Genomic DNA, 20,000 nt, shown 5'->3' on the forward strand with positions numbered 1-20,000 from the left:
GACGAGCGCGTAGATAAGCGCCATGGACCGCCCGCGGGTTTCTAAACCGGCGTGGATGCGCCCGCTCCGCCCGCCATCGGAGACATCTACCCACGCACATCCGTTTTCCGTTCACTCGACCTTGGCAACATCACCCGGCACGCGCACCCAACCTTCCATCAGCACGCGCGCACTGCGGCTCATCAGCGCCTTGGTCACCTGCCACTGCCCGTCCACCAGTGTCGCCTCCGCACCGACACGCAAGGTGCCGGACGGATGGCCGAAACGCACTGCCGAGCGCGTCGCACCGCCTGCGGCCAGATTGACCAGGGTGCCGGGCACCGCCGCTGCGGTCCCGATAGCGACGGCGGCAGTGCCCATCATCGCGTGGTGCAACTTGCCCATCGACATCGCACGCACCAGCAGATCGATCTCGCCAGCAAGCACCGGCTTGCCACTGGAGGCGGTGTAGTCGGCGGGCGGCGCAACGAAGGCGACCTTGGGGGTGTGCTGGCGCGTGGCGGCTTCGTCGATGCTGGCAATCAACCCCATCCGCACCGCGCCATGTGCGCGCAGTGTTTCGAACATGGCCAGCGCACGCGGATCGCCATTGATCGCGTCCTGCAACTCGGTGCCGGTGTAGCCCAGGTCATGCGCGTTGACGAAAATGGTCGGGATGCCGGCATTGATCAGCGTGGCGGCGATCGTGCCCAGGCCAGGAATCTCCAGCTGATCGATCAGCTTGCCGGTGGGAAACATCGCACCGCCCTCGCCTTCGGCCGCATCGGCGGGGTCGAGAAATTCCAATTGCACTTCGGCGGCGGGAAAGGTCACCCCATCCAGCTCGAAATCGCCGGTTTCCTGCACCTGACCGTCGCTCATCGGCACGTGCGCCACGATGGTCTTACCGATATTGGCCTGCCAGATCCGCACCGTCGCCACACCATCGTGCGGCACCCGCGCCGCATCGACCAGGCCATTGGCGATCGCAAACGGCCCCACCGCCGCCGACAGGTTGCCGCAGTTGCCGCTCCAATCCACGAACGCGCTGTCGATGGACACCTGCCCGAACAAATAGTCCACATCGTGCCCGTCGCGCGCACTGGCAGAGACGATCACGCTCTTGCTGGTACTGGACGTGGCCCCGCCCATGCCATCGATCTGCTTGGCATACGGATCGGGGCTGCCGATCACCCGCAGCAACAACGCATCGCGCGCTGGCCCCGGCTGTTGTGCGGCAACCGGCAGATCCTGCAGGCGAAAAAACACGCCTTTGCTGGTGCCACCGCGCAGGTAGGTGGCGGGGATGCGGAGTTGGGGAACAAATGACATGGAAGGTCCTTGAAAGCAACGAAGTAGCGAGACAGTCAGCGCAACGCGGACCAGTATCGCCTTGCATGGCTAGCGCAGACGAGAGCGTGGCTGACGCCCGATCCGTTTTTCGACGTTCAGAACGGCAGCGAACATTGCGCCTGCTCACCCAAGCCGACAGCAGGACGCAATGGCCATTGCGCGATGGGCGTGTAGCGATACGGCGCTCCCCCAGCTTCGACAAGCAGCAAGGTGTCGCTGTACCAGACGATCGCCGGAATACGCGCGTCCAGCTTTGTGGGCGCCTTGTAGCTGATCGTGATATGCGGGGTATGTCCGCCTCCAGGCGGTAGCCGCTCTGCCTGCAGCGCCATGGCAACCGCCTGAAGCAGCGCGGTGAATTCGGAAGGCGCGCCATATGCCCGAAACGCGCAATGCAACGGACCTGCGCCGGAGGTGGTGATGCGATTCAAGCGCAACGTCACTGCGGCGGCATCGACGCGGCTCCCAGCGCGCAGCATGGCCGCACGCGCATCCACGCCCTCATATCTGTCACTCAGCGATTGATGCCAATTACACACTTCGAAGAGCGTCCCCCCAAGTGCCGTGTCAAAGCCATGAGCAGCAACCGCGCCAGACATCAAGTCAAGCACGTCCGGCGGCGGCTTCAACATAAAAATCAATCGTGGTGTCGAAGACATAGCGATGCCTACGCCACCTTGCTCGCTTCCAGAAAATCCTGTGCAAACCGTTGCAACACGCCGCCGGCTTCATAGATCGCCACTTCTTCCGCAGTATCCAGACGGCAGATCACCGGCACCTGCAGCTGCTCGCCGTTGCGGCGATGGATCGATAACGTCAGCGTTGCGCCTGGCGCGCGCTCGCCCATCACGTCGAATGTTTCGCTGCCGTCGATACCTAGTGTCTTGCGATCGGTCCCCGGCTTGAATTCCAGCGGCAATACGCCCATGCCGATCAGGTTGGTACGATGGATCCGCTCGAAGCCTTCGGCCACGATCGCTTCCACGCCCGCCAGCCGTACGCCCTTGGCCGCCCAGTCGCGCGACGAGCCCTGCCCGTAATCGGCGCCGGCAATGATGACCAACGGCTGCTTGCGCGTCATATAGGTTTCGATCGCTTCCCACATGCGCACGACCTGCCCGTCCGGCTCCAGCCGTGCCAGCGAACCGGCGGTGACCTGCCCATCCACCACGGCCATTTCGTTGACCAACTTCGGGTTGGCGAAGGTGGCGCGTTGCGCGGTGAGGTGGTCGCCGCGATGGGTAGCGTAAGAATTGAAGTCTTCTTCCGGCACGCCCATTTGCGCCAGGTATTCGCCGGCCGCACTGCTGGCCATGATGGCGTTGGAGGGAGACAGGTGATCGGTGGTGATGTTGTCGCCCAGCACCGCCAGCGCGCGCATGCCATGCAGCGTGCGTACACCGGCCAACGCGCCCTCCCAATACGGCGGACGGCGAATATAGGTGCTGGTCGGGCGCCAGTCGTACAGCGGGCTCACGCGTGCGCCCTGCCCGACGCTGCGCTTGAACATCGGGTCGTAGACGCTGCGGAAATGCTCCGGCTTGACGCTGCGCGCCACCACCGCATCGATCTCCGCATCGCTCGGCCACAGATCCTTCAGCGTGATCGGTGTGCCATCCGCATCGATGCCAAGCACATCCTTTTCGATATCGAAGCGCACCGTTCCTGCGATGGCATAGGCGATCACCAGCGGCGGCGAGGCGAGAAAGGCCTGCTTGGCATACGGATGGATGCGCCCATCGAAATTGCGATTGCCCGACAACACCGCCGTCGCATACAGGTCGCGGTCGATGATCTCCTGTTGGATCACCGGGTCCAGCGCGCCGCTCATGCCATTGCAGGTGGTGCAGGCGAACGCCACGATGCCGAAGCCCAGTTGCTCCAGCTCGCTCAGCAAGCCGGCCTCTTCCAGATACAGCTGCACCGCCTTGGAGCCGGGCGCCAGCGAACTTTTCACCCAAGGTTTGCGGGTCAGGCCACGCGCATTGGCGTTGCGTGCCAGCAGGCCAGCCGCGATGACGTTGCGTGGATTGGAGGTGTTGGTGCACGAGGTGATCGCCGCGATGATCACTGCACCATCGGGCATCTGCCCTGGCACGTCTTCCCACGCAGCGGCGATGCCGCGGTTTGCCAGCTCGGTGGTCGCCACCCGCTTGTGCGGGTTGGACGGGCCGGCCATGTTGCGCACCACGCTCGACAAGTCGAACTGCAGCACGCGCTCGTACTGCGCGGTGACCAGAGCGTCGGCCCACAAGCCGGTAAGCCGTGCGTAGGTTTCCACCAGCGCAATCTGTGCATCCTCGCGACCGGTCAGCTGCAGGTAGTCGATGGTCTGCTGGTCGATGTAGAACATCGCCGCGGTCGCGCCGAATTCTGGCGTCATATTGGAGATGGTGGCGCGGTCGCCGATGGTCAACGCGCTGGCGCCGGCACCGTAAAACTCCAGATACGCGCCGACCACGCGCTGCTGGCGCAGGAATTCGGTCAAGGCCAGCACGATGTCGGTGGCGGTGATGCCCGGCGCCGGCCGGCCCAACAACTCCACGCCGATGATGTCGGGCAACCGCATCCACGACGCACGCCCCAACATCACGGTCTCCGCTTCCAGCCCGCCCACACCCACGGCGATCACACCCAACGCATCCACGTGCGGCGTATGACTGTCGGTGCCCACGCAGGTATCCGGAAACGCCACGCCATCCAGTGTGTGGATCACCGGCGACATCTTCTCCAGATTGATCTGATGCATGATCCCGTTGCCCGGCGGAATCACTTCCATGTTCTCGAACGCACGCTTGGTCCATTCGATGAAGTGAAAGCGATCGGCATTGCGGCGATCTTCCACGCTGCGATTCTTGGCAAAGGCCTGCTTGTCGAAACCGGCGTATTCCACTGCCAGCGAGTGATCGACGATCAACTGCACCGGCACCACCGGATTGACCTGCGCCGGGTCGCCGCCCTGCTCGGCGATGGCATCACGCAAGCCGGCCAGATCCACCAGCGCGGTCTGCCCCAGGATGTCGTGGCAGACCACACGCGCCGGAAACCACGGGAAATCCAGGTCGCGCTTGCGCTCGATCAGCTGGCGCAGGTAGGCCTCCAGCATCTGCGGCTCGGCGCGCCGCACCAGGTTTTCGGCATGCACGCGCGCGGTGTATGGCAGCGTTGCATACGCGCCCGGCTGCAACGCATCCACTGCGGCGCGTGCATCGAAATACTCCAACGAGGTGCCCGGCAAGGGCTTGCGGTACTGGCTGTTCATGGCTGGCGATATCACAAGGCGGGCGAGGTTTCTTGCGGTTGCGGTACTGCTATTGCGTTGCTATTGCGGTGCTGCTATCCGGCGCCGCTGCTAATGCGGCGCGGTTGCGGTGCTGCTATTGCGTTGCTGTTGCGGTGCTGCTATCCGGCGCCGCTGCTACTGCAGCGCGGCTGCGGCGCCCTTCTCCCGCAAGCGGGAGAAGGTGCCCGAAGGGCGGATGAGGGCCAGCGCCGCCCACACAGTCAGGCGCGCTGATCCAACGGCACGAAGACCTGATCTTCCGGCCCGGTGTAGTTGGCCGACGGGCGAATGATCTTGCCGTCCACGCGCTGCTCGATGATGTGCGCGCTCCAACCGGCCGTGCGTGCCAGCACGAACAGCGGCGTAAACATCGCAGTCGGCACGCCCATCATGTGGTAGCTCACCGCACTGAACCAATCCAGGTTGGGGAACATCTTCTTGATGTCCCACATCACCGTTTCCAGGCGCTCGGCGATGTCGTACATCTTGCGGCTACCCTGCGCATCGGACAGCTCGCGCGCCACGTCCTTGATCACCTTGTTACGCGGGTCGGACACCGTGTACACCGGGTGGCCGAAGCCGATTACCACTTCCTTGCGCTCCACGCGCGCCTTGATATCGGCTTCCGCTTCATCCGGGGTGTCGTAGCGCTTCTGTATTTCGAAGGCCACTTCGTTGGCGCCGCCGTGCTTGGGTCCGCGCAGCGCGCCGATGCCACCGGCGATGGCGCTGTACATATCGCTGCCGGTGCCGGCGATCACCCGGCATGCAAACGTGGACGCGTTGAACTCATGCTCGGCATACAGGATCAGGCTGGTGTGCATTGCACGCACCCATGAATCCTTCGGCGCAAACCCGTGCAGCAGATGCAGGAAATGCCCACCGATCGAATCGTCATCGGTTTCCACTTCGATGCGCTTGCCGTTGTGGCTGTAGTGATACCAATACAGCAGCATCGAGCCCAACGACGCCATCAGCTTGTCGGCGATGTCGCGCGCGCCCGGATGGTTATGGTCGTCTTTTTCTGGCTGCAGGCAGCCCAGCACCGAGACGCCGGTGCGCATCACATCCATCGGGTGTGCCGACGGCGGCAGTTGCTCCAGCGCCGCTTTCACTGCAGCCGGCACGCCACGCAGCGACCGCAACTTGGCCTTGTAACCGCGTAATTCGCCGCTATTGGGCAACTTGCCGTGCACTAGCAGGTACGCAATTTCCTCGAACTCGCTGGTGGTTGCCAGATCCAGAATGTCGTAACCGCGATAGTGCAGATCGTTGCCGCTGCGCCCCACGGTGCACAGCGCGGTGTTGCCTGCAGCAGTACCGGACAGGGCAACGGATTTTTTCGGCTTGAAACCGGGAATGGTGGTGTCGTTCATGCGATGAGCTCCCAAGCTGTGGCGTGTTGCGGTGTCACGGAGGAGTGACCAGGTGGACGCAGCAAGCGGCGATCATGCGCCTTTGCGTGCAAACAGTGCATCCAGGCGTTGTTCGTAGTCGTGGTAGCCGATGCGTTCGTACAGTTCTTCGCGCGTCTGCATGGTTTCCAGTACCGCTTGTTGATGGCCATCGCGCCGGATCGCGGTGTAGACATCCTCGGCGGCCTTGTTGGCCGCACGAAATGCCGACAGCGGAAACAACTGGATCGCCACGCCGGCAGCGGCCAGTTGGTCGCGCGTAAACAGCGGCGTCTTGCCGAACTCGGTGATGTTGGCCAGCACCGGCACGCCCACCGCATCGACAAAGCGCTTGTAGGTGTCCAGGTCGTAGGCGGCCTCGGCAAAGATGCCATCGGCGCCCGCTTCCACGCAGGCGATGGCGCGCTCGATCGCCGCGTCCACGCCTTCCATCTGGATGGCATCGGTCCGCGCGATCAGAAAGAACGCCGGGTCGGTCTTGGCATCGGCCGCCGCCTTGACCCGATCCACCATCTCGCCCTGACTGACGATCTCCTTGCCAGGTCGATGCCCGCAGCGCTTGGCGCCGACCTGGTCTTCGATATGGCAACCGGCCGCGCCCGCCTTGATCAGCGATTTGATGGTGCGCTCGATGTTGAACGCGCTCGGCCCGAAGCCGGTGTCCACGTCCACCAGCAGCGGCAACCCGCACACATCGGTAATGCGGCGCACATCGATCAGCACATCTTCCAACGTATTGATGCCCAGGTCCGGCAGCCCCAACGAACCCGCCGCCACGCCGCCGCCAGAGAGATAGATGGCCTGATACCCCGCACGCTGGGCCAGCAGCGCATGGTTGGCATTGATCGCACCGATGACCTGCAGCGGCGACTCGGCGGCCAGCGCCGCGCGGAAGCGGGTACCGGCGGAAGAAATGGGCGAGGACGTCATGGCGATTCCTGGGATGGGATAACGGATAGTTCGCAAACCCTGTGCCAATCGCAAGCGCTTGATTACACTGAGCACCGCCAGCGAATCGTTGCGAATATGTAACACGTGGCGCAACATGAAACACCAATGGAACACGCCAAACCCGATGCGTAACCCCTCCCCGGCCGACCCGGCAGACACATCGCCACCGGTGATCTGGACCGTCAGCGTGTCGCGACTGACCGGCCTGCTTGCCGATGTCATCCCCGAATTCGACCAGCGCGCGCGGATCGAGCAGATCAACCTTGGCTTTGCCGACGCCGTGGACGTCATCGGCCAGCGTCTGCGCCGCGAGCGCTGCGACGTTTTGGTCGCTGGCGGCTCCAACGCCGCCTACCTGCGCAGCCGGCTCGCGTTGCCGCTGGCTCCGATCCAGGCCACCGGCTTCGACCTGATGGAGGCGTTGGCGCGTGCGCGCCGCATCGCGCCACGCATCGGCGTGGTGACCCATGCCAGCGACGTTCCCTCGTTCCACGCCTTCCAGCACAGCTTCGACCTGGACATCGAACATCGCCGCTTCGTCACTGCCGAAGACGCGCGCGACTGCATTGCCGACCTGCGCGCCGGTGGTATCCAGGTCATCGTGGGTACCGGCATGGCGATCGATTTCGCCGAGCAGGCCGGCCTGCCCGGCGTGCTGCTGTATTCGGCAGATTCGGTCCGTCACGCACTGGAAAACGCCATCGCATTAGGCACTGCTTCCAGCCAGGAACGCCCAACCGCCCGCAGCAACGCACGACGGACACGCCGCAGCGACGCGCTGCTCGGCGACGACGCGGCAATGGTGCACGTCCGCGAGCTGGTGCAGCTGTATGCGCCGCACGCGGGCACCGTGTTGATCAGCGGCCAGACTGGGACCGGCAAGGAGTTGGTCGCCCGACAACTGCATGCCGGCAGTCGCCGGCGTGGCCGCTTTGTCGCGATCAATTGCGGCGCTATCACCGAATCGCTGCTGGAAGCGGAATTGTTCGGCTACAGCGATGGCGCTTTCACCGGCGCACGTCGCGGCGGCCACACCGGCCTGATCGAAGCCGCGCAGGACGGCACGTTGTTTCTAGACGAAATCGGCGAATTGCCGATGCCGCTACAGACGCGCCTGCTCCGCGTGCTGGAAGAGCGCGAAGTGCTGCGCGTCGGCGCCACCGTGCCAGTTTCAGTGGATGTGCGCGTGGTCGCTGCCAGCCTGCAGGATCTGCATTCCCTGGTCGAACAAGGGCGCTTTCGCCGCGACCTGTTCTATCGCTTGAACGCACTACGCATCGCACTGCCGCCGTTACGCCACCGCCCCGACGACATTGCGATGCTGCTGACGCATTATTTCCAGCAACTGGGCAGCATCGCATCGCCATTGTCGCCAGCAGCGCTGCAACGGCTGCAACAGCATGCATGGCCGGGCAATGTGCGCGAACTACGCAACCTCGTTGAACGCTTATGCATTCACTGGAAGGCACAAGCGCACGACCACCTGAGCCTGGAACAACTCCAGCGCTGGGCGCCGGAAATAGTCGATACACCGCTCGCCAACCGCGACGCGACACCTGAGCACACCGATCTGACGAGCTCCCGTTTGCAGTTCACCGCTGCTGCGGTCCGCGCGGCACTCGATGGCGCCAATGGCAATCGCGCTGTCGCTGCCCAGACACTAGGCATATCACGTACTACGCTGTGGCGCTGGATGCGCGACGGTCACTAAGCGAAGCACATGCGGCGCTGTGCTGGATGGCGTGACCGCCATCACTTGCGCTCGCACATCGAACCGGAACCGTATCACGCTTCAGTTTCGCTCGTGCGCACAGCGATACATCACCGAAGCGATTGATGCCGACGGCGACCGCATGCGTTGAACGCAACGCCTTATGCTCGATTGGCCCATGGCATCGCAACAGCACTCAAGATGCATGCCACCGCCTTGGGCGATCGCACGATTACACCAGGAGGGTAGCTGTGAAAACACGTATTTTCCTCAACGGGAATGCCGTCAGCGAGACACCGATCGACATCGCCAGAAAAACGCTGCAGGCACTGAGGGCAGACATTGCCGACCTTGGTCTCTCGCTTCCACCAACATGGCAGTTCCTGAAAATGGACGATGCGTTGCCGGTTGAGTCGGAGCGAGGCATCCTCGCCAGCCTGATCGCCATCGACGGCAAGATCACGATCGCGGCATTGCCGAACGCCAAGACCTCGGCAAAACCGGCCAGAAGCTCGGCCAAGCCAAGCACCGCTTCCAAAGCAACCACGCCAGCAATCTCGCCCCGTGCAGGCAAGCAGACAGACGCCGACAGCAGCAGTCGCAGCCCATCCAGCCAGGCAGGGCCGAACGCGCCCACAACGGGCAAGCCGGCACCCACTTCAAGCAAGCCAACGAGCGCACCGACTTCCGGAGGCCGTGGCGCATCCACACCACCGGCACCCGCAGCAAGTCCCACGTCAACGCCTTCGCCGGCAAACAAGGTCGGCAAGCAAGCATTCGTGGTTGACGCGCCGAAGCCCTTGGAGGGCAAGCTGGAGGCAGATCCGTTCAAGTCCTTCGAAGAGCTATGGAAGGCCGCTCTGCAAGGCGGCGAGGTGATCAAGAGCCCTAGCGGTACCCATACCGCTTTTTCGGTGTTCGACGCTGCACGCCGGCGGGGGAAGTTCCCATTGTTGGTGATGGCCGATAACGCCTTGTCGCTCAAGGACGATGCCATTGCGTTAAGGTTGCCGCATGACCCTGACGCCGACAGCGCCGCAGTCAATCAGGCACTGCAAGCCAGTATTCGAATCAATGTGCGCAGCGAAGACATCAAGGATGCCTGGGCCAGCGAGTCCTTGCTGTTGCGCGACCTGCACGGCTCATCGGCGTTCAAGCTGGTTTACTCTGCGGGCGCCGAAGGCAGCGTGGATGGTGTCATGGTCGGTGGGGAAGACCACTTCTCGTACCAGAGTAGCAACCGGCAGCTGACCAAGCAGCGAGAGCGCTCGGTGCATGTATCGTCCGTGCGCCGGGTGACCAAGGCATCGATCACCCTTCCGCGCGAACTGATCCATGTGTCTGCGGATATTCAGTCCGTTTTCGAGAATGCACTGGACACCCTCGATGCAAGTGCAAATTTCGCTGATCAACGCCCGCAAGATCCAGAACAAGTCTTTGAAAACGTATTACGTGTGCTTGGCTCCAAGGGCGCCATGATTCCCAGGACGTATTTACTTGGCGGGCAGATCACCATCAAGGACCAGATGCAGAGCGACCAAACGCTGACCTCTATCGAGGATGAAAAGAAAGTCACCTTCGAGCAGGAGGTCGCCGCCGAGGCCAAGCAGGCAGGCGTCAAGGTCAACGCGCAAACCCAAGTCGGCAATACAGAAAAAAAAGGATCAGCCAACAGCAACAGCAAGCAGAGCGCAAGCAGGCGATTGCATATGATCGGTGGCGCTGCAGGACTGGCGGAGTCGCCTGCGGAGTGGATCAAGTCGCTGGAGGATCCGACAAACTGGGACATCATCGGATACGACAATTGCCTGCCCGTGTGGGAGTTTTTCGATGCTCCACTACGTGAGCGCTGGAGAAAGTTTGCAAATCGCTTCAGGCAACTCCTGGAAGCGGAGATCAAAAAGGAATATGCAAAGCACGACAATCTGATCAACCTGCTCAAAGATCGCGCTCGACTACAGGAACGCGGTCCCGATTCGATCCGGGCCTCATTCGGCATTGCCAACCTTCCCGGGAGCAGCACGGCCGAGGAGATGCCCTGGCAGGTCAGCGAGGATTGGAAGTTCACCAGCCTTTCCTCTGGCCAAGCCGTGCAACTCAATCAGGATGAAGTCATCACCTACATCTCGATCTTTACCGCCTTCTCTCCACCTGGCACCTGGGAGGTCACCTCTGGCGGCCTGATGGAAAGCGAACTGCGCATGAGCTTCAAGCAGGAGTCTTTGCGCGGCATGTCGTGGCATGTGGACGTGCAGAGGGCCAAGCGCTCCGCCATCGAGATAGCACCCCGGTTTCATGCAATCAACGCCCTCTACCAAGCGATGATCGCCTCACCAAAGTAGCCTCGCATGCGCCAGCAGCAGATGACGCTGCTGGCGCTGGAGTCGGTGGATTCGGCCCCGGGGCTCGAACCACGACCGCAGTGATGCATCCACGCTCCGCTAGTACTGCAATGGGCAACACATCCATGCCGTTTACAACGATCAAACCCACATCGCATTCATGAAAAGGGCCAAACGTGACACTGAGGTGTCTGCGAGCGGCCTGAATTATTGGAGAGACTGTCGACCACGCATGTAGCGATCACTTGATCCGCGTGTACTCGGTATCGCCCGTGCTCAATCGACCCGTCGCCTCGTCGATCGCATAGTTGACCGTGCCGCTGCCGCTGGACACCTGCAGCACACCCTTGGTCAGCAGCGCCGGATAATTTCGGGTCCTCACGCCACTACCGAACAGCTCCGGCGTGGTATCGCGAATGATGAAGCTCTCGCCATTGTGCTCGATGCTCAGCACATTCTTCTGCGACTTCACATTGACCCACTTGCCCACGTACTGCTCGCCAACATCGCGCGCGCACCCGGCCAACAACAACATCGCAACCAGCGCACTTCCAAGCAGCGTCTTCATCGCCACTCCATCTAGATCCGGGGCCTTGCAGGATGGCAAGTCCCTGTCGAGCTCGCAAGGCACCGACCCTAGCGAAAAGTGCTTACGTGCACCGCTTCTCGAAATGCAATGCAGCGCCACTACCAAATGTGAGACAGCGACCCTGGCACACGGATTCATCACTGGCGCAATCGATTAACCGCAGCGTCCAAGCCATGCAGATGGCGAGTCCTGATCGAACGCGCAAGAAACGCTAAATCGCGATGTCTCGCGCCAACGCGAACCACTGCAAAGCATGCATGCCGCTGAGTGAGTGGCAGTGGCTACCGAGTGCTGCATAAGAATGAGGGCTGCGGCGCTATCGCATCACCCATCCATGTAGCCGCTACGACATTGCGGCAAAGAAAAAAACCGGCTTCCGCCGGTTTTCATCTGACTCTGAATTCATGGTGGGCGGTACAAGGTTCGAACTTGTGACCCTTGCCGTGTGAAGGCAATGCTCTACCGCTGAGCTAACCGCCCGGTGACGCGAGCCGCACATTATAGGGCAGCTGCAGCAATCGTCAACAGCCGCGTTCGACCCGGTGGGTGCCTACTGAAAACCACGGCAGTTTGCAGACGCCGGCCTCATCCCGCCAGCCGACGGCGCTGCCCCTCTCTGCCCGGCATCACGCACGTTAACTGGCTGGACTTAGCGCCAAGCCGATCACTTGCCTGGCTCCTGATGGCTCATTCCCACCATGACAGGAGTCTCACCTACACCGCAGTCAGCGCACTGCGATCAGTGGCAACCCTGCCGGTGTAGTTGTGCGGCGGCCGGCCGCATGTCCAACAACAACCGCATCACATCGTATGCGTCGGCTTATCCGAGGTGGTCAGGCCGGCCAGCAGGGTTTCGATCTTGTTGCGCACCGCCTCGCCTTCCGGGCCGTCCGGAAACTGCACGCCGATGCCGGCGGCGCGGTTGCCCTGCGCGCCCGCAGGCGTGGTCCAGATCACCTTGCCGGCCACCGGCAGGCGCTCGCTGGAATCGGGCAGGGTCAGCAGCAGGAAAACTTCATCGCCCAGCATGTAGCGCTTGGGCGTGGGCACGAAGATGCCGCCGCCTTTCACGAACGGCATGTACGCGCTGTAGAGCGCCGGCTTGTCTTTCAACGCCAGCGACAAAATGCCTTGGCGTGCATTCATTGCACTCATCGAGTTCCCCTAGAACGTGCCTGGTGCGCTCCCTCGCGCCAGGCCAGCAGCAATTCCGTCACTGCCAGGTCGGCGCGGACGGTGGTGCGCAGCAGGTCGCGTGTGCGATTGGCGGCGTCGAACCAGGTCGCCAGCTTGTGCAACCGCGATGGATCGGTCAAGCCGGCCGAGGCCTGCGCCAACGCCAGGTCGGCGGCATGCCGCAGACGCTGATCAGCCTGGCCGTCGTTGGTCCAGCGCTGCGCAACCTCCACCGCACCGGCGCGGCCGCTGGCGATCTGCTCCAGGTCCTGCGCCACCGCGCGACGCACCGTCAGGCCATCCTCGCGCAACCACTGTGCGGCCAGCCCGGGGTGGCCGCGTGCAGCGTCCAGGGCATCCTGCGCGGCACGCTCGCTGATGCCTTGTGCCAGCAACCAGTCCAGCGCTTCGTGCGCGGGCGGCAGCTTGAATTCCAGACGCTGGCAACGGCTGCGGATGGTGGCCGGCAAACGCGCCGGCTGCGCGCTGATCAGCCACAGGTAGCGGCCCGGCGAAGGCTCTTCCAGGGTCTTGAGCAAGGCGTTGCAGGCAGCGCGATTGATCGCATCGGCCGGGTCGACGATCACCACCTGGGCGATGCCGTACTGCGGCGTCAGCGACAGCTTTTGCGACACCTCGCGCACCTGCTCGATGACGATTTCCGTGCGCAGCTTGTCGCCGGTGCGATTGGGAATGAACGAGATCAGCTGCAGATCTGGATGGGTGCCGGCGGCGATCAATTGCCGCGTGCGCTGCGCCAACGCCGGGTCCGGCGAGCTGGCCAGCACGTGCTCGGCCAGCGCCAACGCCACGCCGCGCTTGCCCAACCCTTCCGGGCCGCAAATCAGCAGCCCGTGTCCGAGCCGGCCGGCGTCCAGCGCTGCCACCGTCTGGTCGAAGGCGCGCTGCTGCCAGGGCGAAAACACGGCGGTCATGGCGTGGGCTCCGGTTGCGGCATGTTCGGCAGGCGGCGACGCTGCAGGTAGCGCGCCACCGCCGCGTTATGGTCGGCCAGGGTGGCCGAAAACGCATGCGCGCCGGTACCGTCGCCAACAGCCACGAAATACAGCGCATCACCGGGTGCCGGGCGCACCGCTGCCAGCAGCGCCTCGCGGCCGGGCATGGCGATCGGCGTGGGGGTCAGGCCGGTGCGGGTGTAGGTGTTGTAAGGGGTATCGGTGGTCAGGTCGCGACGGCGGATGTTGCCGTCGTAGCTGCTGCCGATGCCGTAGATCACGGTGGGGTCGGTCTGCAGCTTCATGCCCAGCTGCAGGCGACGCAGGAACACCCCGGCGATCAACGGCCGCTCGCTGCCCAGCGCGGTTTCCTTTTCGATGATGGACGCCAGGATCAGCGCCTGCTCTGGCGAGGTCAGCGGCAAGTTGGCGGCGCGCTGCTCCCAGGCCTGCGCCAGCGCCTTGTCCATCGCCGCATGGGCGCGTTTGAGCACATCCAGATCGCTGTCGCCGCGTTGATACAGATAGGTCTCCGGCAGGAAGCGGCCTTCCGGATGCTGATTGGCAACACCTACCCGCGCCATCAACGCAGCGTCATCCAGGGTGCCGATGGTCTGCTGCAATGGCGTGGCGGTGGCCAGCGCGGCGCGCAACTGACGGAAATTCCAGCCTTCCACGATCGTGAAACGGTATTGGATCACCCGCCCCTGGCGCATGCGACCGAGCAATTCGCGCGGCGACAGGGCCGGCGCCAACGCGTACTCGCCCACCTTGAGTTTGCCGGCCGCATCGACCTGGCGCGCCAGCAGCTGCCATTCCAGATCGGTGCCTTGCGCGATGCCGGCCTCGCGCAATTTGCGCAAGGTGGCCCTGAGCGAATCGCCCGGCGCAATCACCACGCTGGGCGCCGTGGCGCTCACCGGCGTCTGCGCGAAGTGCAGGTAATGCCGCCATGCCACCAGCGCGGCAATCGCCAGCAGCGCTACGAGCAGCAATGCTGTGCCCAGCACGGCCAGACATCCGCGTTTGCCAGTCACCGCCACACCCACCTCGTCATTGCCCTAGCGCCGCGCAGGATACCGCGCGCCGGTGATGTCCCGTTGAAGCGCTCATGTCGGCTCGATCGCACGCAGCACGCCCCGTGCCTTGGCGCGGGTTTCGTCCAGCTCGCGTTGCGGGTCCGAGTCCACCACGATGCCGGCGCCGGTGCGGAAGCGCACCTGCGTTCCAGCCACCTCCGCGGTGCGGATCAGGATGTTCAGATCCATGTCGCCGTCGCGGTTGAGCCAGCCGAACGCGCCGGTGTAAGCGCCCCGCGCGGTCTGTTCAAGCTCGGCGATGATCTGCATGCAGCGCACCTTCGGGCAACCGGTAATCGTGCCACCCGGGAACACCGCCGCGATCACCTCGCCCGGCGTGACCCCGGCGCGCAGACGGCCACGCACGTTGCTGACGATGTGATGCACGTGGGCATAGCTTTCCACCGCCATCAGCTCATCCACCTCGACCGTGCCGGGCACGCAGATCCGTCCCAGGTCGTTGCGCTCCAGGTCGATCAGCATCACGTGCTCGGCGCGCTCTTTCGGGTGGCCGACCAGCTCGCGGATGCGCGCCGCATCGTCGTCGCCGGCAAAGCGCGCGCGCGTTCCGGCGATGGGGCGGGTCTGCACCGTATCGCCGTGCACCGACACCAGCCGCTCGGGCGAGGAGCTCACCACCGCGCGCCCGGCCGCCACAAATACGCCGGCGAACGGCGCGGGATTGGCCGAACGCAACCGGGCGTGCAGCGCCGCCGGATCCACCGCCGCGGCAAAGCGTGCATTCCAGGCGCGCGAGATATTGGCCTGGAACACATCGCCCGCACGCAGGTAATCGAGCACCCGCTGCACCGCGTCGGTAAAGCGCTCGGGCACGTCTTCGTCCACCGCAACCGGCCCGACCCAGGCCGGCAACGGCGGCAGCACAGCGCAGGCGGCTATGTCGTCGTCGATGCGATTTAGCAGATCCTCGCGTCCCGGTTCGGCCAGCGCGATGCAGCGCCCGTCCACGCGATCGCGCAACACCGCTGCCGGCGCACGCAAGGCGAGCGCGCTCGGCAGGCGGTCGGTCCGCGCAGGCAGCTGCAGGATCGGCTCGACCTGCGCGGCCAATTCGTAGTCCAGCAATACCGCCCAGCCGCCACGAAACGGCAATGCGCTGGTCGCATCGCGCGGCACCCGTTCGGCGTGCCAGGCGGCATCCAGCGCGTCCAAAAAATTGCATTCGAGCGCTTGACCATCGCCATCGCGCGTCACGCCATCCGGATCCAGCCGCAGGCTGGCGCCATCTGCCAGCAACAGCACATCCCAGCGCCCATGCTCGGTACCGGAGGCAGTGGATTCCAGCAACGCCGGGTACCGCTGCGGCGCCAACCGATGCAGCGCCAGCAAGTCGATGTCCGCGTGCAGTGATCGGGTGAGCGTCATCGGTCCGGGGGGGCGTGAGATGCGAAAGCGCGCCGCCTTCTAAAAGGCAGCGCGCGCGATGCGTGGATCAGGATTAGGTCAAGCCAACATTGTCCGGTTGGCCGCACGAACGCAGTGCGCGCGGCGGCCAAGGACTGTTGCGTGACGCGCCGTGCGAGCGCGCAGACGCGCCGACTCAGACGCGCTTGAACACCAGTGTGCCGTTGGTGCCGCCAAAGCCGAAGCCGTTGGACATCACCGCATCCACCTGGACTTCGCGCGCCACGTTCGGCACGTAATCCAGGTCGCAGCCGTCGCTGGGCTCTTCCAGGTTGATGGTCGGCGGGATGATGCCGGTGTGCAGCGCCATCACCGAGAAGATCGCTTCCACACCGCCGGCCGCGCCGAGCAGGTGGCCGGTCATCGACTTGGTCGAGCTGACCATGGTCTTGTAGGCGTGGTCGCCCAGCGCGCGCTTCATCGCCAGCGTTTCGGCCAGATCGCCCAGCGGCGTGGAGGTGCCGTGCGCGTTGAGGTAACCGATCTGCTCGGGGTTGAGCTTGGCATCGCGCATCGCGGCCACCATGCTGCGCGCCGCGCCTTCGCCGTCTTCGCTGGGGGCGGTCATGTGGAACGCGTCCGAGCTGGCGCCGAAGCCGACCAGCTCGGCATAGATGCGCGCGCCACGCGCCTTGGCGTGTTCGTACTCTTCCAGCACCAGCACGCCGGCGCCGTCGCCCAGCACGAAGCCGTCGCGCTGCTTGTCCCAGGGACGCGATGCAGCGGTGGGGTCGTCGTTACGGGTGGACATCGCCTTCATCGCGCAGAACCCGCCCACCGAACTCGGCGAGGACCCGCGCTCGGCACCGCCGGCCAGCATCACGTCGGCATCGCCGTACTGGATCATGCGCATCGCCGTACCAATCGAGTGATTGGACGTAGCGCAAGCCGACACGGCCGAGAACGTAGGGCCCTTCAGGCCTTTGATCAGGCTGACCTGGCCCGGCAACATGTTGATGATGGTGCTGGGCACATAGAACGGCGAAATCTTGCGCGCGCCGCCCTCATGAAATTTGATGGTCTGCTCTTCGATACCGAGCAGCCCGCCGATGCCGGAGCCGAGAATGGCGCCAACGCGTTCGGCATTGCTTTCGTCGATGACCAGGCCGGAATCGTCCAGCGCCATGAACGAAGCGCCGACACCGTAGTGGATGAACGAATCCATCTTTTTGACGTCCTTGGCGGACACAAAAAGCGTGGGGTCGAAATTCTTGATTTCGCCGGCGATCTTGGTGGTGAACTGCGACGCATCGATCTGCGTGATCGGGCCAATGCCTGAGCGCCCGTGGATGATCCCATCCCAGCTGCTGGCCAGATCATTGCCCAGCGGCGACACCATGCCCATGCCGGTAACGACAACACGACGACTCATTGCAGATCTCCTCACCACGGAACGGACGGTGCTTGCGGTTTGCGGGTGACGCTTGAAAAACACAGGGCCGCATCAGCGGCCCCATGGAATGTCTGACGCAGCAGCGGCGTAATGCACGCCACCGCAGTCAGGAACAACGCATCAGCTCTTGACGTGAGCCTTGACGTAGTCGATCGCCTGCTGGACCGACGTGATCTTCTCGGCCTCTTCGTCCGGGATCTCGCACTCGAACTCTTCTTCCAGCGCCATCACCAACTCGACGGTGTCCAGCGAGTCGGCACCCAGGTCATCGACGAACGATGCGCTGGTGGTGACTTCCTCTTCCTTGACGCCGAGTTGTTCGACGACGATTTTCTTGACGCGTTCTTCGATGGTGCTCATTGGGGATATCGCTCCAGCTGGAGTAGTGGTGGTACGAAAAAAACGCCATCGCCGCTGCGATGGCCGCGTTGGATAGTGTAGTGGAAGCGCCCGAGCCTTGCATTGCATCACAAGTCCCGGCCGATCAGCCACTTAGCGCCTCCCGGCGACGCACGCTCACGGCATGTACATGCCACCGTTGACGTGCAGGGTCTCGCCGGTGATATAGCGGGCGGTCGGGCCGGCCAGGAACGCCACCGCGTTGGCGATGTCCTCCGGCGCACCCAGGTGACCGAGCGCGATCTGCTGCAGCAAGGCGGCCTTGGCCTCCTCCGGCAACGCCTTGGTCATGTCGGTATCGATGAAACCGGGCGCCACCACATTCACGGTAATCCCGCGCGAACCGATTTCCTTGGCCAGCGACTTGGAGAACGCGATGATGCCGGCCTTGGCCGCGGCGTAGTTGGTCTGCCCCGGATTGCCGGTCACACCGACCACCGAGGCGATATTGATGATGCGGCCCTTGCGCGCCTTCATCATGCCGCGCATCACCGCCTTGGAGGTGCGGAACACGCTGGTCAAATTGGTGTCGATGATGGCTTGCCAGTCGTCGTCCTTCATCCGCATCAACAGGTTGTCGCGGGTGATGCCGGCGTTGTTGACCAGAATCGAGATGGCGCCGAATTCCTTGCCGATCGCCTCGATCAGGCCATCGACCGCCGCCCCATCGGTGACGTTGAGTTCGCGACCGTGGCCGCCATGGGCCGCCAGCCGCTCGCCGATGGCCGTGGCACCGGAGGCCGAGGTGGCGGTACCGATCACGGTGGCGCCCTGGGCGGCCAAGGTATCGGCAATGGCCGCGCCGATTCCGCGACTGGCGCCGGTGACGAGGGCGATTTCGCCCTGCAGAGGCTTGCTCATGACTACTGTTCCTCGAAGGGGGACGCTGCGATCAGTGCCGCAAGCGTCGAGGGATGCCGGTACCACCGGCATGTGCGTCGGATCAGTGCACCCACGCGTCGAGCGCGCCGGCGTAATCGGCTGGCGTGGCCAGCGGGCGGGCGTCCAGGCTCTTGTCGATGCGCTTGATCAGCCCGCTCAACACCTTGCCCGGGCCGCATTCGGCGATCTTGGTGATGCCCTGGGCCGCCAGCGCCTGCACGCAGCCGGTCCACTGCACCGGCAGGTAGAGCTGCTCGACCAAGGCCTGGCGAATTGCCGCGCTGCCCTCGTGCACGCGCGCATCGACGTTCTGCACCACCGGAATCTGCGGAGCGTGCCAGGCCAACCCGGCCATCGCTTCGCCGAGCTGATTCGCGGCATCGCGCATCAGCGGAGTGTGCGACGGCACGCTCACCGCCAGCTTGACCGCCTTGCGCACGCCGCGCTCGGCCAGCAAGGCCAGCGCACGATCCACCGCCGCCGCATCGCCGCCGATCACGATCTGCCCGGGCGAATTGAAGTTGGCCGGCACCACCACCTGGCTGCCTGCCGCCTCGGCGCAGACTTCCAGCACCAGGGCGTCTTCGGCACCCAACACAGCCGCCATCGCACCGACACCGGCCGGCGCTGCGGCCTGCATGAACTGCCCGCGTAACCGCACCAGATGCGCGCCGTCATGCAGCGACAAGGCACCAGAAGCGACCAACGCGGTGTATTCGCCCAGGCTGTGCCCAGCCAACACAGCCGGGCGCGCGCCACGCTGCGCAGTCCACAGCCGCCACACCGCCACGCCCGCCGCCAGCAGCGCCGGCTGGGTGTACTCGGTGCGGTTGAGCATTTCTTCCGGGCCGCCCTGGGACAGCGCCCAGAGGTCGACACCAGCACCCTCCGAGGCTTCGGCAAACGTTTCGCGAATCTGCGGATGCAATTCGGACAGTTCGGCCAGCATCCCCAAAGACTGCGACCCCTGACCGGGGAAAACGAAGGCGAGAGTGGATTCAGTCACGCGCGGCTGCCAGCAAAAATCGAGCCGGGATGATACGTGCGAAATCGCTCTAGCGTCTGTA

At 63.9% G+C, this 20,000-nt stretch carries 16 protein-coding genes and 1 tRNA gene; 2 read left to right on the forward strand and 15 right to left on the reverse strand.

Annotated elements, in window-relative coordinates; translation table 11 throughout:
* Positions 1–111: 111 nt before the first annotated feature.
* The 5 genes from prpF to prpB form a co-directional block, all read right to left on the reverse strand.
* Positions 112–1,311 (reverse strand): 2-methylaconitate cis-trans isomerase PrpF, encoded by a 1,200-nt coding sequence (gene prpF / locus ABQZ00_RS14685; protein ID WP_323515345.1) that lies wholly within the window; start codon positions 1,309–1,311, stop codon positions 112–114.
* A 116-nt stretch (positions 1,312–1,427) separates the two neighbouring features.
* Positions 1,428–1,811 (reverse strand): hypothetical protein, encoded by a 384-nt coding sequence (locus ABQZ00_RS14690; protein WP_349777721.1) that lies wholly within the window; start codon positions 1,809–1,811, stop codon positions 1,428–1,430.
* A 188-nt stretch (positions 1,812–1,999) separates the two neighbouring features.
* Positions 2,000–4,594 carry a Fe/S-dependent 2-methylisocitrate dehydratase AcnD gene (acnD, locus tag ABQZ00_RS14695; protein ID WP_323537948.1) on the reverse strand — a complete coding sequence of 865 codons (2,595 nt, stop codon included), beginning with the start codon at positions 4,592–4,594 and terminating at the stop codon, positions 2,000–2,002.
* 242 nt (positions 4,595–4,836) lie between these two features.
* Positions 4,837–5,991, reverse strand: a complete 1,155-nt coding sequence (gene prpC / locus ABQZ00_RS14700; RefSeq protein WP_055845804.1) for a bifunctional 2-methylcitrate synthase/citrate synthase — start codon at positions 5,989–5,991, stop codon at positions 4,837–4,839.
* 72 nt (positions 5,992–6,063) lie between these two features.
* Positions 6,064–6,960: a methylisocitrate lyase gene (prpB, locus tag ABQZ00_RS14705; protein ID WP_055846320.1), complete on the reverse strand. Its 897-nt coding sequence runs from the start codon at positions 6,958–6,960 to the stop codon at positions 6,064–6,066.
* Between the two features lie 145 nt (positions 6,961–7,105).
* Between prpB and prpR the strand changes: the two genes are divergently transcribed.
* On the forward strand, positions 7,106–8,692 hold the full coding sequence (gene prpR / locus ABQZ00_RS14710) for a propionate catabolism operon regulatory protein PrpR (RefSeq protein WP_323538340.1): 1,587 nt from the start codon (positions 7,106–7,108) through the stop codon (positions 8,690–8,692).
* A 251-nt stretch (positions 8,693–8,943) separates the two neighbouring features.
* Complete coding sequence (locus ABQZ00_RS14715) at positions 8,944–11,034, forward strand: MAC/perforin domain-containing protein (protein WP_323537947.1); 2,091 nt, start codon at positions 8,944–8,946, stop codon at positions 11,032–11,034.
* A 241-nt stretch (positions 11,035–11,275) separates the two neighbouring features.
* Here the strand turns inward: ABQZ00_RS14715 and ABQZ00_RS14720 are convergent, their stop codons facing one another.
* The 10 genes from ABQZ00_RS14720 to fabD form a co-directional block, all read right to left on the reverse strand.
* Positions 11,276–11,602, reverse strand: coding sequence for a hypothetical protein (locus ABQZ00_RS14720; RefSeq protein WP_104617099.1), 327 nt, complete (start codon positions 11,600–11,602; stop codon positions 11,276–11,278).
* A gap of 426 nt (positions 11,603–12,028) precedes the next feature.
* Positions 12,029–12,103: transfer RNA gene (locus tag ABQZ00_RS14725), tRNA-Val, on the reverse strand.
* Positions 12,104–12,424: 321 nt separating this feature from the next.
* Positions 12,425–12,778 (reverse strand): PilZ domain-containing protein, encoded by a 354-nt coding sequence (locus ABQZ00_RS14730; protein WP_003483889.1) that lies wholly within the window; start codon positions 12,776–12,778, stop codon positions 12,425–12,427.
* The gene (locus ABQZ00_RS14735; protein WP_115527253.1) at positions 12,775–13,734 is read right to left on the reverse strand and encodes a DNA polymerase III subunit delta'; all 960 of its coding nucleotides are present in this window, start codon (positions 13,732–13,734) and stop codon (positions 12,775–12,777) included. Before ABQZ00_RS14735 ends, ABQZ00_RS14730 begins: the two co-directional genes overlap by 4 nt.
* Positions 13,731–14,804: an endolytic transglycosylase MltG gene (gene mltG, locus ABQZ00_RS14740; RefSeq protein ID WP_323537946.1), complete on the reverse strand. Its 1,074-nt coding sequence runs from the start codon at positions 14,802–14,804 to the stop codon at positions 13,731–13,733. The genes ABQZ00_RS14735 and mltG overlap by 4 nt, the downstream gene beginning before the upstream one ends.
* 60 nt (positions 14,805–14,864) lie before the next feature.
* Entirely contained in the window at positions 14,865–16,220 is a 1,356-nt protein-coding gene (locus ABQZ00_RS14745) for an aminodeoxychorismate synthase component I (RefSeq protein WP_323537945.1), read from the reverse strand.
* 175 nt (positions 16,221–16,395) lie between these two features.
* A complete protein-coding gene (gene fabF / locus ABQZ00_RS14750) occupies positions 16,396–17,631 on the reverse strand; it encodes a beta-ketoacyl-ACP synthase II (RefSeq protein ID WP_323537944.1) in 1,236 nt (411 codons plus the stop codon).
* 141 nt (positions 17,632–17,772) lie between these two features.
* Positions 17,773–18,012: an acyl carrier protein gene (acpP, locus tag ABQZ00_RS14755; protein WP_002814322.1), complete on the reverse strand. Its 240-nt coding sequence runs from the start codon at positions 18,010–18,012 to the stop codon at positions 17,773–17,775.
* Between the two features lie 156 nt (positions 18,013–18,168).
* Positions 18,169–18,912 carry a 3-oxoacyl-ACP reductase FabG gene (gene fabG, locus ABQZ00_RS14760; RefSeq protein ID WP_055845828.1) on the reverse strand — a complete coding sequence of 248 codons (744 nt, stop codon included), beginning with the start codon at positions 18,910–18,912 and terminating at the stop codon, positions 18,169–18,171.
* An 82-nt stretch (positions 18,913–18,994) separates the two neighbouring features.
* A complete protein-coding gene (gene fabD, locus ABQZ00_RS14765; RefSeq protein ID WP_115512333.1) occupies positions 18,995–19,939 on the reverse strand; it encodes an ACP S-malonyltransferase in 945 nt (314 codons plus the stop codon).
* Positions 19,940–20,000 lie beyond the last annotated feature (61 nt).

Origin of the sequence: Xanthomonas sp. WHRI 10204 (assembly GCF_040202875.1) — a bacterium.
Classification (GTDB): Bacteria; Pseudomonadota; Gammaproteobacteria; order Xanthomonadales; family Xanthomonadaceae; genus Xanthomonas.

Bases quoted from the DNA above. Each gene is read 5' to 3' on its own strand.
- prpF (WP_323515345.1), bottom strand. From the start codon at position 1,311: ATGTCATTTGTTCCCCAACTCCGCATCCCCGCCACCTACCTGCGCGGT.
- ABQZ00_RS14690 (WP_349777721.1), bottom strand. From the start codon at position 1,811: ATGCTGCGCGCTGGGAGCCGCGTCGATGCCGCCGCAGTGACGTTGCGC.
- acnD (WP_323537948.1), bottom strand. From the start codon at position 4,594: ATGAACAGCCAGTACCGCAAGCCCTTGCCGGGCACCTCGTTGGAGTAT.
- prpC (WP_055845804.1), bottom strand. From the start codon at position 5,991: ATGAACGACACCACCATTCCCGGTTTCAAGCCGAAAAAATCCGTTGCC.
- prpB (WP_055846320.1), bottom strand. From the start codon at position 6,960: ATGACGTCCTCGCCCATTTCTTCCGCCGGTACCCGCTTCCGCGCGGCG.
- prpR (WP_323538340.1), top strand. From the start codon at position 7,106: ATGCGTAACCCCTCCCCGGCCGACCCGGCAGACACATCGCCACCGGTG.
- ABQZ00_RS14720 (WP_104617099.1), bottom strand. From the start codon at position 11,602: ATGAAGACGCTGCTTGGAAGTGCGCTGGTTGCGATGTTGTTGTTGGCC.
- ABQZ00_RS14730 (WP_003483889.1), bottom strand. From the start codon at position 12,778: ATGAGTGCAATGAATGCACGCCAAGGCATTTTGTCGCTGGCGTTGAAA.
- ABQZ00_RS14735 (WP_115527253.1), bottom strand. From the start codon at position 13,734: ATGACCGCCGTGTTTTCGCCCTGGCAGCAGCGCGCCTTCGACCAGACG.
- ABQZ00_RS14745 (WP_323537945.1), bottom strand. From the start codon at position 16,220: ATGACGCTCACCCGATCACTGCACGCGGACATCGACTTGCTGGCGCTG.
- fabF (WP_323537944.1), bottom strand. From the start codon at position 17,631: ATGAGTCGTCGTGTTGTCGTTACCGGCATGGGCATGGTGTCGCCGCTG.
- acpP (WP_002814322.1), bottom strand. From the start codon at position 18,012: ATGAGCACCATCGAAGAACGCGTCAAGAAAATCGTCGTCGAACAACTC.
- fabG (WP_055845828.1), bottom strand. From the start codon at position 18,912: ATGAGCAAGCCTCTGCAGGGCGAAATCGCCCTCGTCACCGGCGCCAGT.